Consider the following 13,574-nt stretch of genomic DNA (forward strand, 5'->3'; position numbering starts at 1 on the left):
GTGATCGCAAAATAAAAGAAAAATATTTTAAGTTGAAAGATTGCGGGAGTGGGGGAGCGGATACAAACTGAAAAGAGGAGAAAGGTGATTTATTCTCTTGTGCCGCTTCCTTGTGCGGCGGGGGATGCTTTACCATACTTCTCCCTGGCTGAATTTGTTTAATGGATGTCTCATGTTCAAGCGTCGTTATGTAGCGTTACTTCCACTTTGCGTATTGCTTGCTGCCTGTAGCAGCACGCCAAAATCTTCCGAGACTCAAGCGACGACGGGCACGTCTTCCGGCGGCTTCCTGCTTGAGCCGCAGCATAACGTCATGCAAATGGGCGGCGACTTCGCCAACAACCCTAATGCGCAGCAGTTCATTGATAAAATGGTCAGTAAACACGGTTTCGACCGTCAGCAGCTGCAGGAGATCCTCTCGCAGTCTAAAAGACTGGATTACGTCCTGCGTCTGATGGACAGACAAGCGCCGACCACTCAGCCGCCCGCCGGACCAAATGGCGCCTGGCTGCGCTACCGCAAACAATTTATTACGCCGGATAACGTGCAAAACGGCGTCGCGTTCTGGAATCAGTATGAAGACGCGCTGAACCGCGCCTGGCAGGTATACGGCGTACCGCCGGAAATCATTGTGGGCATCATCGGCGTGGAAACCCGCTGGGGACGTATCATGGGGAAAACGCGGATTCTGGACGCGCTGGCGACGCTGTCATTTAACTATCCGCGCCGGGCGGAATATTTCTCCGGCGAGCTGGAAACCTTCCTGCTCATGGCGCGCGATGAGCAAGACGATCCGCTCAATCTGAAAGGTTCCTTTGCGGGCGCGATGGGCTACGGCCAGTTTATGCCATCTTCCTATAAAGAATATGCGGTCGATTTCAATGGCGATGGGCACATTAACTTGTGGGATCCGGTAGATGCCATCGGCAGTGTGGCGAACTACTTCAAGGCGCATGGTTGGGTGAAAGGCGATACGGTTGCGGTGCCGGCGAATGGTCAGGCGCCGGGACTGGCGAATGGTTTCAAAACAAAATACAGCCTCTCTCAGCTTGCCGCCGCAGGCTTAACGCCGCAGCAATCGTTGGGCAATCATCAGGAAGCCAGCCTGCTGCGTCTGGATATCGGTACGGGCTACCAGTACTGGTACGGCCTGCCGAACTTCTACACCATTACCCGATATAACCACAGCACGCATTATGCGATGGCGGTTTGGCAACTGGGCCAGGCGGTAGCGCTGGCGCGGGTGCGCTAATTTACGCTTAGGGAGGGGAGCCCCCCCTCCGCTATTATTATGGCTTTTTGGGCTGATTCTCTGCCTGCAAGTGGGATATCTTCTTTGATAGTGCCAGACTATATCCCAGACATCCCAGGCCTAAGATAATTTGACCGCCATCATACGGTTCAAAATAGCCTGACGACAATATATTCAGTACTCCCATGACAAGTGAACAGACGCCGCCAATTGTGGCCCATAGCCGTAGTTGGGTGGTTTGTTTCAGTTTGTGCTGTGTGCTTTCCGTTTTTTTGAGTGACATCCTTGCTTTCTCTCCGTGCGTGTAAATTTAGCGACATGGTACTGCTATTTAGTCATGTGCTACCTCATTTCATTCTGCATAAATAACCTGCTGGCATTTTTTCGGAATCCGACTCGTAAAATCGACTGCTCGTCCCCATCTCTGGTGGGAAAGTGCTATCTTGTGCGGCAGGATTTCTAACTGACAGAGGTCATGATGACTGACAGTGAACTGATGCGGCTTAGCGAGCAGGTCGGGCTGGCGTTAAAAGCGCGCGGGGCGACCGTAACGACAGCAGAGTCCTGTACCGGCGGCTGGCTGGCGAAAGCCATTACCGACACCGCCGGAAGCTCCGCCTGGTTTGAACGCGGCTTTGTCACCTATAGTAATGAAGCCAAAGCGCAGATGATTGGCGTGCGTGAAGAGACTCTGGCGCAGCATGGCGCGGTCAGCGAACCCGTAGTGGTCGAAATGGCGATCGGGGCGCTGAAGGCCGCTCGCGCCGATTTTGCTGTCGCTATTAGCGGAATTGCCGGGCCGGATGGCGGCAGTGAAGAAAAGCCGGTTGGTACGGTGTGGTTTGCTTTCGCCAGCGTCAGCGGAGAAGGGATTACGCGTCGGGAATGCTTCAGCGGCGACCGTGAATCGGTGCGTCGACAGGCGACGACGTACGCGCTACAAACCCTGTGGCAACAATTTCTACAAAACACTTGATACTGTATGAGCATACAGTATAATTGCTTCAACAGTACGAATTCACTATCCGGTTCAATACCAAGTTGCATGACAGGAGTAATAATGGCTATCGACGAAAACAAACAGAAAGCGTTGGCGGCAGCACTGGGCCAAATTGAAAAGCAATTTGGTAAAGGCTCCATCATGCGTCTGGGTGAAGACCGTTCTATGGATGTGGAAACTATCTCCACCGGTTCGCTTTCACTGGACATCGCACTCGGTGCGGGCGGTCTGCCGATGGGGCGTATCGTCGAAATTTACGGGCCGGAATCTTCCGGTAAAACGACCCTGACGCTGCAGGTGATTGCCGCTGCGCAGCGTGAAGGTAAAACCTGTGCGTTTATCGATGCGGAACACGCGCTTGACCCCGTTTACGCACGCAAGCTGGGCGTCGATATCGATAACCTGCTCTGTTCTCAGCCGGATACCGGCGAGCAGGCGCTGGAAATCTGTGACGCGCTGGCGCGTTCAGGCGCGGTGGACGTCATTGTGGTCGACTCCGTAGCGGCGCTAACGCCGAAAGCGGAAATCGAAGGCGAAATCGGCGACTCTCACATGGGCCTCGCGGCGCGTATGATGAGCCAGGCGATGCGTAAGCTGGCGGGGAACCTGAAACAGTCCAACACGCTGTTGATTTTCATCAACCAGATCCGTATGAAGATTGGCGTGATGTTCGGTAACCCGGAAACCACCACCGGCGGTAACGCGCTGAAATTCTACGCCTCTGTTCGTCTTGATATCCGTCGTATTGGCGCGGTGAAAGAGGGCGATAATGTCGTGGGTAGCGAAACGCGTGTGAAAGTGGTGAAAAACAAAATCGCCGCGCCGTTTAAGCAGGCCGAGTTCCAGATCCTCTACGGTGAAGGCATCAACTTCTATGGCGAACTGGTTGACCTGGGCGTGAAAGAGAAGCTGATCGAGAAAGCGGGCGCATGGTACAGCTACAACGGCGAGAAGATTGGCCAGGGTAAAGCGAACGCGACTACCTGGCTGAAAGAGAACCCGGCGACAGCGAAAGAGATCGAGAAAAGGGTACGTGAATTACTGTTGAGTAATCAGAATACCACGCCTGATTTCGCCGTTGACGATAGCGAAGGCGTTGCAGAAACCAACGAAGATTTTTAATCATCAGGTGATGGTGGGTCGGACAAAACGAAGCCGCCATTCAGCAAAACGTTAAATTACCATCAAGGGCTGCATTTATGCGGCCCTTTTGGCATTTCTCCCTGTTAAGGTTTTTTATGAGTGAACCCACATCGCGCCGTCCCGCTTATGCTCGTCTCCTTGATCGTGCGGTACGTATTCTTGCTGTCCGCGATCACAGCGAGCAGGAATTACGGCGTAAACTCTCCGCGCCGGTGATGGGCAAAAATGGGCCGGAAGAGATTGATGCGACGGCAGACGATTATGAACGCGTGATCGCCTGGTGCCACGAACATCACTATCTTGATGACGAGCGCTTCGTGATGCGCTTTATCGCCAGTCGTAGCCGCAAAGGCTATGGCCCGGCGCGTATTCGCCAGGAGTTGAATCAGAAAGGCATTTCCCGTGAATCGACTGAAAAAGCGATGCGAGAATGTGAAATTGACTGGAGTGAAATGGCACGTGAACAGGCCGTTCGCAAATATGGCGAGCCGCTCCCTTCAAACTTTTCAGAAAAGGTTAAGGTACAGCGCTTTTTGCTCTATCGCGGGTATCTGATGGACGATATCCAGCAAATATGGCGAAATTTTGCAGATTGAGCGCATACGGGATTTTACTTCCCGGTAAAGAAAACTTATCTTATTCCCACTTTTTCCGTCTGGACGCGGGTTGCTTAACGGCGAACAGCGTCTGCGACGAATATTCCTTAAATACACAAAATCATTCAAGCCGCATCAAAGCGGCAAGTGAGCCTCGGGAACGCGTGACCGGGAAACTCGCAGCCAACGCAGAGGCGGCCTGAAGGATGAAGTGTAGCTTGATTTCAGGATAATTATGAGCAAGAGCACCGCTGAGATCCGTCAGGCGTTTCTCGACTTTTTCCATAGTAAAGGGCATCAGGTAGTTGCCAGCAGTTCCCTGGTGCCTAACAATGACCCCACTCTGTTGTTTACCAATGCCGGGATGAACCAGTTCAAGGATGTTTTCCTTGGGCTCGATAAACGTAATTATTCCCGTGCAACCACTTCCCAGCGTTGCGTACGCGCGGGGGGTAAACACAACGATCTGGAAAACGTCGGATACACTGCACGTCACCATACTTTCTTCGAAATGCTGGGCAACTTCAGCTTCGGCGATTACTTCAAACACGACGCCATTCAGTTCGCATGGGAATTACTGACCGGTGAAAACTGGTTTGCTCTGCCAAAAGAGCGTTTATGGGTCACCGTCTATGAAACCGACGACGAAGCCTATGAGATCTGGGAAAAAGAAGTCGGCATCCCGCGCGAGCGTATTATCCGTATTGGCGACAATAAAGGCGCGCCATACGCATCGGATAACTTCTGGCAGATGGGTGATACCGGTCCCTGCGGTCCGTGCACCGAAATCTTCTACGATCATGGCGACCACATCTGGGGCGGCCCTCCGGGAAGCCCGGAAGAAGACGGCGATCGCTATATTGAGATCTGGAACATCGTCTTTATGCAGTTCAACCGTCAGGCTGACGGGACTATGGAACCATTGCCGAAACCGTCTGTAGATACCGGTATGGGGCTGGAGCGTATTGCCGCGGTACTGCAACACGTTAACTCTAACTATGACATCGACCTGTTCCGCACGTTGATTGAAGCGGTAGCGAAAGTCACCGGCGCCACCGATCTGGGTAATAAATCGCTGCGCGTTATCGCCGACCACATCCGTTCCTGCGCATTCCTGGTTGCCGATGGCGTGCTGCCGTCGAATGAAAACCGTGGCTATGTGCTGCGTCGCATTATTCGTCGCGCGGTTCGTCACGGCAACATGCTGGGCGCGAAAGAGACCTTCTTCTACAAGCTGGTTGGGCCGCTGATTGAGGTAATGGGCTCCGCAGGCGAAGAGTTGAAACGTCAGCAGGCGCAGGTCGAGCAGGTTCTGAAAACGGAAGAAGAGCAGTTCGCCCGTACGCTGGAGCGCGGTCTGGCGCTGCTGGATGAAGAACTGGCGAAATTGCAGGGCGACACCCTGGACGGCGAAACCGCTTTCCGTCTGTATGATACTTATGGTTTCCCGGTCGATCTAACGGCGGACGTCTGCCGTGAGCGCAACATCAAAGTCGATGAAGCTGGTTTTGAAGCCGCTATGGAAGAGCAACGCCGTCGCGCGCGCGAAGCTAGCGGTTTTGGCGCGGACTACAACGCGATGATCCGCGTTGATAGCGCTTCTGAATTTAAAGGTTATGACCATCTGGAACTGAACGGCAAAGTGACCGCGCTGTTTGTCGATGGTAAAGCGGTTGAAGTGATTAACGCGGGACAGGAAGCGGTTGTCGTGCTGGATCAGACCCCATTCTATGCGGAATCAGGCGGTCAGGTTGGCGATAAAGGCGAGCTGAAAGGCGCTGGATTTACTTTCGCTGTGGACGACACGCAAAAATATGGTCAGGCGATTGGTCATATCGGCAAATTGTCTGCGGGCGCTCTGAAAGTGGGCGATGCGGTACAGGCTGACGTAGATGAAGCGCGCCGCGCACGTATCCGTCTGAACCACTCCGCCACGCACCTGATGCACGCGGCGTTGCGCCAGGTGCTTGGGACACACGTTGCGCAGAAAGGTTCGCTGGTTAGCGATAAAGTGCTGCGCTTCGACTTCTCGCACAATGAAGCGATGAAGCCGTCGGAGATTCGTCAGGTTGAAGATTTGGTGAATGCGCAAATCCGTCGCAACCTGCCGATTGAAACGAACATCATGGATCTCGACGCGGCGAAGGCGAAAGGCGCCATGGCGCTGTTTGGCGAGAAATACGACGAACGTGTACGCGTTCTGAGCATGGGCGATTTCTCTACCGAACTGTGCGGCGGTACTCACGCCAGTCGTACCGGTGATATCGGTCTATTCCGTATTATCTCTGAGTCCGGCACCGCAGCGGGCATTCGTCGTATTGAGGCGGTAACCGGTGAAGGCGCTATGGCCACCGTTCACGCGCAAAGCGATCGCTTAAACGATATTGCGCATCTGCTGAAGGGCGACAGCCAGAATCTGGGCGACAAAGTGCGCGCCGTGCTGGAACGTACACGTCAGCTGGAAAAAGAGTTGCAGCAGTTGAAGGACCAGGCCGCAGCGCAGGAGAGTGCAAATCTTTCCAGTAAAGCGGTCGATCTCAACGGCGTGAAGCTCCTGGTCAGCGAGCTTGCTGGTATTGAGCCGAAAATGCTGCGAACCATGGTTGATGATCTGAAAAATCAACTGGGGTCTACCGTTATCGTACTGGCAACGGTTGTTGAAGGTAAGGTTTCTCTGATTGCGGGCGTGTCGAAGGATGTGACCGACCGGGTTAAAGCAGGAGAATTGATTGGTATGGTCGCTCAGCAGGTGGGCGGTAAGGGTGGCGGTCGTCCGGACATGGCGCAAGCCGGTGGTACGGATGCGGCAGCTCTGCCTGCAGCGTTAGCCAGTGTACAAGGCTGGGTCAGCGCAAAATTGCAATAATTATAAGCGTTCGTTGGCGCCGCAGCCCATGCTGCGGCGTTTACGTCAACGCTATCGACAACGATAAAGTCAGGTTGAAGTTTTGTATATCGGCTAAACTTAGGTTTAACAGAATGTAATGCCATGACTGCTTACACCTAAGGTGTTTGTCATCGCTTACTTTTTGGCGTTATATGATGGATAATGCCGGGATACAGAGAGACCCGACTCTTTTAATCTTTCAAGGAGCAAAGAATGCTGATTCTGACTCGTCGAGTTGGTGAGACCCTCATGATTGGCGATGAGGTCACCGTGACAGTTTTAGGGGTGAAGGGCAACCAGGTGCGTATTGGCGTGAACGCCCCGAAAGAAGTTTCTGTCCATCGTGAAGAGATCTACCAGCGTATCCAGGCTGAAAAATCCCAGCAGTCCAGTTACTAAGGTTTTCGCGTCTCACTTTTCGGGTGAGACGCAGCCTCTCTTCTCGCTCGCCCGCGTTGTCCCTTCATGACTTTTTTCAACCTCACTGTTGATATGGTGCGCTTTTGGCGGCCAGCGTGTCATCAAATTATCTGTTGATAAAACACTCTTTTTGGCTTTTTTACAGACTAATTGAGCGTGAAGTGTGCAAACGATAAAAGCTCTGGAAAAATTGTTTGACTTATAAGTCCCAGAAAGTAATATGTGCGCCACGCAGCGACGATGAGCAGAACAAGTTCTTCGAAGCACTCGTAAGAGGCGTGTGGTGAGGTGGCCGAGAGGCTGAAGGCGCTCCCCTGCTAAGGGAGTATGCGGTCAAAAGCTGCATCCGGGGTTCGAATCCCCGCCTCACCGCCATTTGCATCCGTAGCTCAGCTGGATAGAGTACTCGGCTACGAACCGAGCGGTCGGAGGTTCGAATCCTCCCGGATGCACCATCTCTTACTTGATACGGCTTTCACCGCGGTATCAATATCGGCAGTAAAGCAAGTTTCCCGATGCATCCGTAGCTCAGCTGGATAGAGTACTCGGCTACGAACCGAGCGGTCGGAGGTTCGAATCCTCCCGGATGCACCATCTCTTACTTGATACGGCTTTCACCGCGGTATCAATATCGGCAGTAAAGCAAGTTTTCCGATGCATCCGTAGCTCAGCTGGATAGAGTACTCGGCTACGAACCGAGCGGTCGGAGGTTCGAATCCTCCCGGATGCACCATATTCTCCGTACTTTCAGTGATGAAGATACGGATAAGATAGCGGTAATCACCGCTGGCACCAGGAAGGATAACGTTGCGTCAGCAACGGCCAGAAGGGCGAGTAATCCTCCCGGATGCACCATCTTATTTAGTGTGGCAGTAAATGCGACATCAAATCTTGTAGTAAACATCATTTCCAATGCATCCGTAGCTCAGCTGGATAGAGTACTCGGCTACGAACCGAGCGGTCGGAGGTTCGAATCCTCCCGGATGCACCATATTCTCCGTACTTTCAGCGATAAAGATGCAGATAAGATAGCTATAATCACCGCTGGCACCAGGAAGGATAACGTTGCGTCAGCAACGGCCCATAAGGTGAATAATCCTCCCGGATACGTCACTGCCCCGCAATCGCTTTTCCCCTTATCCTGAATATACCTCTTCATCTCTATTAGCGACAAAATCAACCAATTGCGATAAAGTACTGTCTGGTTATTCGGTTTGCGAGAACACGATGTACGCACGTTATGCTGGTTTGATTTTTGATATGGACGGTACTCTCCTGGATACCGAACCCACGCATCGCAAAGCGTGGCGTGAGGTTTTGGGGCGCTATGGTCTTCGTTTTGATGAACAGGCAATGGTCGCGCTTAACGGTTCGCCAACCTGGCTTATCGCCCAGTCAATCATTGAGCTTAACCATGCCGATCTTGATCCCCTGTCACTGGCGCGTGAGAAAACCGACGCGGTAAAAAGCATCCTGCTGGACTGCGTAGAACCGCTGCCGCTGGTTGAGGTGGTTAAAGCGTGGCATGGGCGGCGTCCCATGTCGGTCGGTACCGGTAGCGAAAGCGCTATCGCGGAAGCCTTGTTAGCGCATCTGGGGCTGCGTCGTTATTTTGATGCGGTTGTGGCGGCAGATCACGTACAGCATCACAAACCTGCGCCTGACACCTTCCTACTGTGCGCCCAGCAGATGGGCGTCATGCCGACGCAGTGCGTGGTATTTGAAGATGCCGATTTTGGTTTACAGGCGGCGCGGGCGGCGGGAATGGATGCCGTGGATGTTCGACTATTGTGAGTGACGGACTGTCGCTCCTGTCTCTGTTTGCCAGTAGTTTTCTCAGCGCGACGCTGTTACCCGGTAATTCTGAGGTGGTTTTGGTTGCTATGCTGGTCTCCGGCGTCAGCCATCCCTGGGTCTTAGTCTTAACAGCAACAATGGGTAATAGCCTTGGAGGGGTAACTAACGTTATTCTTGGGCGTTTCTTTCCGCTGCGCAAAACGTCGCGCTGGCAGGAAAAAGCGACTGGCTGGCTAAAGCGTTATGGCGCAGCCACACTATTATTAAGCTGGATGCCGGTCATCGGTGATTTGTTGTGCCTGTTAGCGGGATGGATGCGCATCCCGTGGGGGCGGACGATCTTTTTTTTGTGTCTTGGTAAGGCGCTGCGCTATGTTGCGCTCGCAGCGGCGACGGTTCAGGGCATGATGTGGTGGTAATAATTGTAGGTTTGGCATGTATGGCCGCCATTACAGTTATGCTTATTAAAACGATTTGGACAGGCGGGAGGTCAATTTGATCCCGGACGTATCACAGGCTCTGGCCTGGCTGGAAAAACATCCTCAGGCGTTAAAGGGGATACAGCGCGGGTTAGAGCGCGAAACGCTGCGTGTCAATGCTGATGGCACGCTGGCGACAACAGGTCATCCTGAAGCGTTAGGTTCAGCGCTGACCCATAAATGGATTACCACAGATTTTGCGGAAGCCCTACTGGAGTTTATTACGCCAGTCGATGGCGATATCCAGCATATGCTCACTTTTATGCGCGATCTCCATCGGTATACGGCCAGGAAACTGGGCGATGAGCGGATGTGGCCATTAAGTATGCCCTGCTATATTGCGGAAGGGCAGGACATAGAGCTGGCGCAGTACGGCACATCCAATACCGGGCGTTTTAAGACGCTCTATCGCGAAGGGCTGAAAAATCGTTATGGCGCTTTGATGCAAACCATCTCCGGCGTACATTACAATTTTTCATTACCGATGGCGTTCTGGCAGGCGAAATGCGGCGTTACGGAAGGCGAAGCGGCAAAAGAAAAAATTTCTGCCGGCTATTTTCGTCTGATTCGCAACTATTACCGTTTTGGCTGGGTCATCCCCTATCTGTTTGGCGCGTCTCCGGCCATTTGTTCCTCTTTCCTGCAAGGAAAGCCAACCACATTACCGTTTGAAAAAACGGACTGCGGCATGTACTACCTGCCGTATGCGACGTCGCTGCGTTTGAGTGATTTGGGCTATACCAATAAGTCGCAAAGCAATCTCGGAATTACGTTTAACGATTTGCATGAATACGTTGCAGGTCTGAAGCGCGCGATTAAAACCCCTTCCGAGGAGTACGCGCGGATTGGTGTGGAAAAAGACGGTAAGCGGCTACAGATTAACAGCAACGTTCTGCAAATTGAAAATGAGCTGTACGCGCCCATTCGTCCCAAGCGCGTGACGCGCAGCGGCGAATCGCCTTCTGACGCGCTTCTGCGTGGTGGTATTGAGTATATTGAAGTTCGTTCTCTCGATATTAACCCGTTCTCACCGATCGGCGTAGACGAGCAACAGGTGCGCTTCCTCGATCTGTTTATGGTCTGGTGCGTATTGGCCGATGCGCCGGAAATGAGTAGCGATGAGCTGTTATGTACGCGTACTAACTGGAATCGCGTTATTCTGGAAGGGCGTAAGCCGGGCCTGACGTTAGGCATTGGCTGTGAAACTGCGCAGTTCCCGCTGCCCAAAGTCGGGAAAGATCTTTTCCGCGATCTGAAACGCGTGGCGCAAACGCTGGACAGTATCCACGGGGGAGAGGAGTATCAAAAGGTGTGTGACGAGTTGGTCGCCTGCTTTGATAATCCTGAACTGACATTCTCCGCCCGGATCCTACGGTCTATGATTGATGAAGGCATTGGCGGCACCGGGAAAGCGTTCGGTGAGGCTTACCGTAATCTGTTACGCGAAGAGCCGCTGGAGATTTTACAGGAAGAAGAGTTTATTGCTGAACGTGACGCTTCAGTACGTCGTCAGCAGGAGATTGAGGCGGCGGATACCGAGCCGTTTGCCGCGTGGCTTGCGAAACACGCCTGACCCAAAAGAAAAAGGCCACTCACGGAGTGGCCAAAATTTCATCGCTGAAAACAGGGATGATGATAACAAATGCGCGTCTTTCATATACTCAGACTCGCCCCGGAACAAAGAGTTCAGTTTATTTTTAAAAAATTATCGGAGGTGACTAAATGCCATTATTAGATAGCTTCGCAGTCGATCATACCCGGATGCAAGCGCCGGCGGTCCGGGTTGCAAAAACGATGAACACCCCGCATGGCGACGCAATCACCGTGTTTGATCTGCGTTTTTGCATTCCGAACAAAGAAGTGATGCCGGAAAAAGGGATTCATACGCTTGAGCATCTGTTTGCTGGCTTTATGCGCGACCACCTCAACGGTAACGGCGTTGAGATTATCGATATCTCGCCGATGGGCTGCCGCACCGGCTTTTACATGAGCCTGATTGGCACGCCGGACGAGCAGCGTGTTGCCGACGCCTGGAAAGCGGCGATGGCGGATGTGCTGAAAGTGCAGGATCAAAACCAGATCCCGGAGCTGAACGTTTACCAGTGCGGTACGTATCAGATGCACTCGCTCAGTGAAGCGCAGGACATTGCCCGTCATATTCTGGAGTGTGATGTGCGCGTGAACAGCAATAAAGAGCTGGCGCTGCCGAAAGAAAAACTGCAGGAACTGCATATTTAGTCTTATTGGTAAGCGTTTCCAGTATTTAAATTAACCCCGGTCTATGGCCGGGGTTTTTTATTGCTTAATATAATTTGCGTTTATTATATTTGCGGCGAGAATACATTTTAAATTAAGTAATGCCTGGCCTGTTAAATAATAAAATGTGATCTGGTAAACAGAAAAGGCGGATAACTCACGATGCCAGAGTGTATTGATCACATAAACTAAAAATCATAAATAATTAATAGAAAAACATAATGGAATGCGCCAGATATCCAGGTAATAACAAGACTCTACTAATAGCCGGTCGATGGGGTTTTTAGCAAATCTTATCTGGTATACATCAAACTTAAGGGATAAAAAATGAAGGCTAAATATTTGGCGCTGATGATCGGCGCTTGCTTTTCTCATAACCTTTGGGCAGCGAATAATATCACTATTGAGCAGCGTCTGGCTGAACTGGAGCAACGTGTTGTTAATGCTGAAAAACGGGCATCCGATGCCGAGGCGCAAATTCGCTCGCTGAAACAGCAGCAGGTCGCCGCTACGCCGACGGTGAATGTCCAGTCCGCCGAGCCCATTGCAGCAGATAAAACGCCGCCGAAGCTGACCTTATCTGGATTCAGCGATATTAAGTTCTATGGCGATGTCGAATTTAATATGGATGCGGCAAGCCGTTCCGGTAGCCTGACCTCGATGAGAACGTCAGCGAATAAAGATTGGGCATCAGGAACCAATGAACGCTGGGATATTAACGGACGCCTGTTGCTGGGCTTTGATGGCTACCAGCGGCTGGACAACGGTAATTTTGCCGGATTCTCTGTACAGCCTCTGGCGGACCTGACCGGAAAAATGAACCTTGATGATGCCGTTTTCTTCTTTGGTCGTGAGAATGACTGGAAAATTAAGGTTGGTCGTTTTGAAGCCTACGATATGTTCCCGCTGAATCAGGATACGTTTATTGAATATTCGGGGAATACAGCGAACGATCTTTACAGTGACGGTTACGGCTATATCTATATGATGAAAGAAGGACGGGGACGTAGCGACAGTGGGGGTAACTTCCTGCTGAGTAAAACCATCGACAACTGGTATTTCGAAGTTAACACATTGCTGGAAAATGGCAGTACGTTATATACCGAGAAGCAGTACCACGGAATGGATTTAACCAACGATAAAAACGTGGCTTACGTCCGTCCGGTTATCGCCTGGCAAAACGGGCGTTTTTCAACGGCGATAGCGATGGAAAGTAACGTTGTTAACAACGCCTATGGCTATTATGAGAATGGGAAGTGGATCGATCAGTCAGATCGTACGGGCTATGGTTTTACCATGACCTGGAATGGTCAAAAAACTGACCCGGAAGATGGCGCAGTGATTAACCTGAATACCGCCTATATGGATGCGACCGATGAGACAGATTTTACCGCTGGGGTGAATGCGCTGTGGCATCGATTTGAACTGGGTTATATCTATGCGCATAACAAAATCGAAGCCTTCAATGCTACTAATATCGATGCCGTTTGTGAGGACGATTGCTGGATCACCGATCCCGGCAATTATGACATTCACACTATTCATGCCTCATATTTATTCCCCAACGTGATGGATATGAAAAACTTTAACATCTACCTCGGTGCCTATGCTTCATGGGTAGAGGCCAATCCGAATAATGGCGATAACAGTGAAGATGCGCGTTACGGCGGGCGTCTGAGATTCAAATATTTCTTCTGATTGTTGGTCTACTAAAAAAGGGATCCGCAGATCCCTTTTATCAGAT

The 13,574-nt window shown here is 51.7% G+C and carries 12 protein-coding genes and 5 tRNA genes; 16 read left to right on the top strand and 1 reads right to left on the bottom strand.

The window, feature by feature from the left end; all coding sequences use genetic code 11:
* The first annotated feature begins 172 nt into the window (after nucleotides 1-172).
* A complete protein-coding gene (gene mltB, locus QEN32_RS05240) occupies nucleotides 173-1,252 on the top strand; it encodes a lytic murein transglycosylase B (RefSeq protein WP_000476826.1) in 1,080 nt (359 codons plus the stop codon).
* Nucleotides 1,253-1,289: 37 nt separating this feature from the next.
* On the opposite strand, the gene QEN32_RS05245 is transcribed toward mltB, so the two are convergent.
* Entirely contained in the window at nucleotides 1,290-1,535 is a 246-nt protein-coding gene (locus tag QEN32_RS05245) for a hypothetical protein (RefSeq protein WP_000053775.1), read from the bottom strand.
* A gap of 195 nt (nucleotides 1,536-1,730) precedes the next feature.
* On the opposite strand from QEN32_RS05245, the gene pncC reads away from it, so the two are divergent.
* The 15 genes from pncC to QEN32_RS05320 all read left to right on the top strand — a co-directional run bounded on the left by pncC (nucleotide 1,731) and on the right by QEN32_RS05320 (nucleotide 13,528).
* On the top strand, nucleotides 1,731-2,228 hold the full coding sequence (gene pncC / locus QEN32_RS05250) for a nicotinamide-nucleotide amidase (RefSeq protein ID WP_010835022.1): 498 nt from the start codon (nucleotides 1,731-1,733) through the stop codon (nucleotides 2,226-2,228).
* A gap of 84 nt (nucleotides 2,229-2,312) precedes the next feature.
* Nucleotides 2,313-3,374, top strand: a complete 1,062-nt coding sequence (gene recA, locus QEN32_RS05255) for a recombinase RecA (RefSeq protein ID WP_000963151.1) — start codon at nucleotides 2,313-2,315, stop codon at nucleotides 3,372-3,374.
* A 116-nt stretch (nucleotides 3,375-3,490) separates the two neighbouring features.
* Nucleotides 3,491-3,991 carry a recombination regulator RecX gene (gene recX, locus QEN32_RS05260; RefSeq protein WP_001294863.1) on the top strand — a complete coding sequence of 167 codons (501 nt, stop codon included), beginning with the start codon at nucleotides 3,491-3,493 and terminating at the stop codon, nucleotides 3,989-3,991.
* 235 nt (nucleotides 3,992-4,226) lie between these two features.
* Nucleotides 4,227-6,857 (top strand): alanine--tRNA ligase, encoded by a 2,631-nt coding sequence (gene alaS, locus QEN32_RS05265; RefSeq protein ID WP_000047232.1) that lies wholly within the window; start codon nucleotides 4,227-4,229, stop codon nucleotides 6,855-6,857.
* A 234-nt stretch (nucleotides 6,858-7,091) separates the two neighbouring features.
* Entirely contained in the window at nucleotides 7,092-7,277 is a 186-nt protein-coding gene (csrA, locus tag QEN32_RS05270; RefSeq protein WP_000906486.1) for a carbon storage regulator CsrA, read from the top strand.
* Between the two features lie 303 nt (nucleotides 7,278-7,580).
* Nucleotides 7,581-7,673: transfer RNA gene (locus QEN32_RS05275), tRNA-Ser, on the top strand.
* A gap of 3 nt (nucleotides 7,674-7,676) precedes the next feature.
* Nucleotides 7,677-7,753 (top strand) — tRNA-Arg (locus QEN32_RS05280).
* A gap of 62 nt (nucleotides 7,754-7,815) precedes the next feature.
* Nucleotides 7,816-7,892: transfer RNA gene (locus tag QEN32_RS05285), tRNA-Arg, on the top strand.
* Nucleotides 7,893-7,954: 62 nt separating this feature from the next.
* Nucleotides 7,955-8,031: transfer RNA gene (locus tag QEN32_RS05290), tRNA-Arg, on the top strand.
* Between the two features lie 181 nt (nucleotides 8,032-8,212).
* Nucleotides 8,213-8,289, top strand: a tRNA-Arg gene (locus QEN32_RS05295).
* Nucleotides 8,290-8,525: 236 nt separating this feature from the next.
* Nucleotides 8,526-9,092 carry a fructose-1-phosphate/6-phosphogluconate phosphatase gene (yqaB, locus tag QEN32_RS05300; protein ID WP_000271291.1) on the top strand — a complete coding sequence of 189 codons (567 nt, stop codon included), beginning with the start codon at nucleotides 8,526-8,528 and terminating at the stop codon, nucleotides 9,090-9,092.
* Nucleotides 9,089-9,514, top strand: coding sequence for a YqaA family protein (locus QEN32_RS05305; protein ID WP_001279499.1), 426 nt, complete (start codon nucleotides 9,089-9,091; stop codon nucleotides 9,512-9,514). The genes yqaB and QEN32_RS05305 overlap by 4 nt, the downstream gene beginning before the upstream one ends.
* A 76-nt stretch (nucleotides 9,515-9,590) precedes the next feature.
* The gene (gene gshA / locus QEN32_RS05310; protein WP_000611821.1) at nucleotides 9,591-11,147 is read left to right on the top strand and encodes a glutamate--cysteine ligase; all 1,557 of its coding nucleotides are present in this window, start codon (nucleotides 9,591-9,593) and stop codon (nucleotides 11,145-11,147) included.
* Between the two features lie 149 nt (nucleotides 11,148-11,296).
* Nucleotides 11,297-11,812 (top strand): S-ribosylhomocysteine lyase, encoded by a 516-nt coding sequence (gene luxS, locus QEN32_RS05315; RefSeq protein ID WP_001130193.1) that lies wholly within the window; start codon nucleotides 11,297-11,299, stop codon nucleotides 11,810-11,812.
* Nucleotides 11,813-12,157: 345 nt separating this feature from the next.
* Complete coding sequence (locus QEN32_RS05320; protein WP_000645137.1) at nucleotides 12,158-13,528, top strand: carbohydrate porin; 1,371 nt, start codon at nucleotides 12,158-12,160, stop codon at nucleotides 13,526-13,528.
* Nucleotides 13,529-13,574 lie beyond the last annotated feature (46 nt).

The sequence above is a fragment of the Salmonella sp. SA14318 genome (assembly GCF_029866905.1).
Taxonomy (GTDB): Bacteria; Pseudomonadota; Gammaproteobacteria; order Enterobacterales; family Enterobacteriaceae; genus Salmonella; species Salmonella enterica.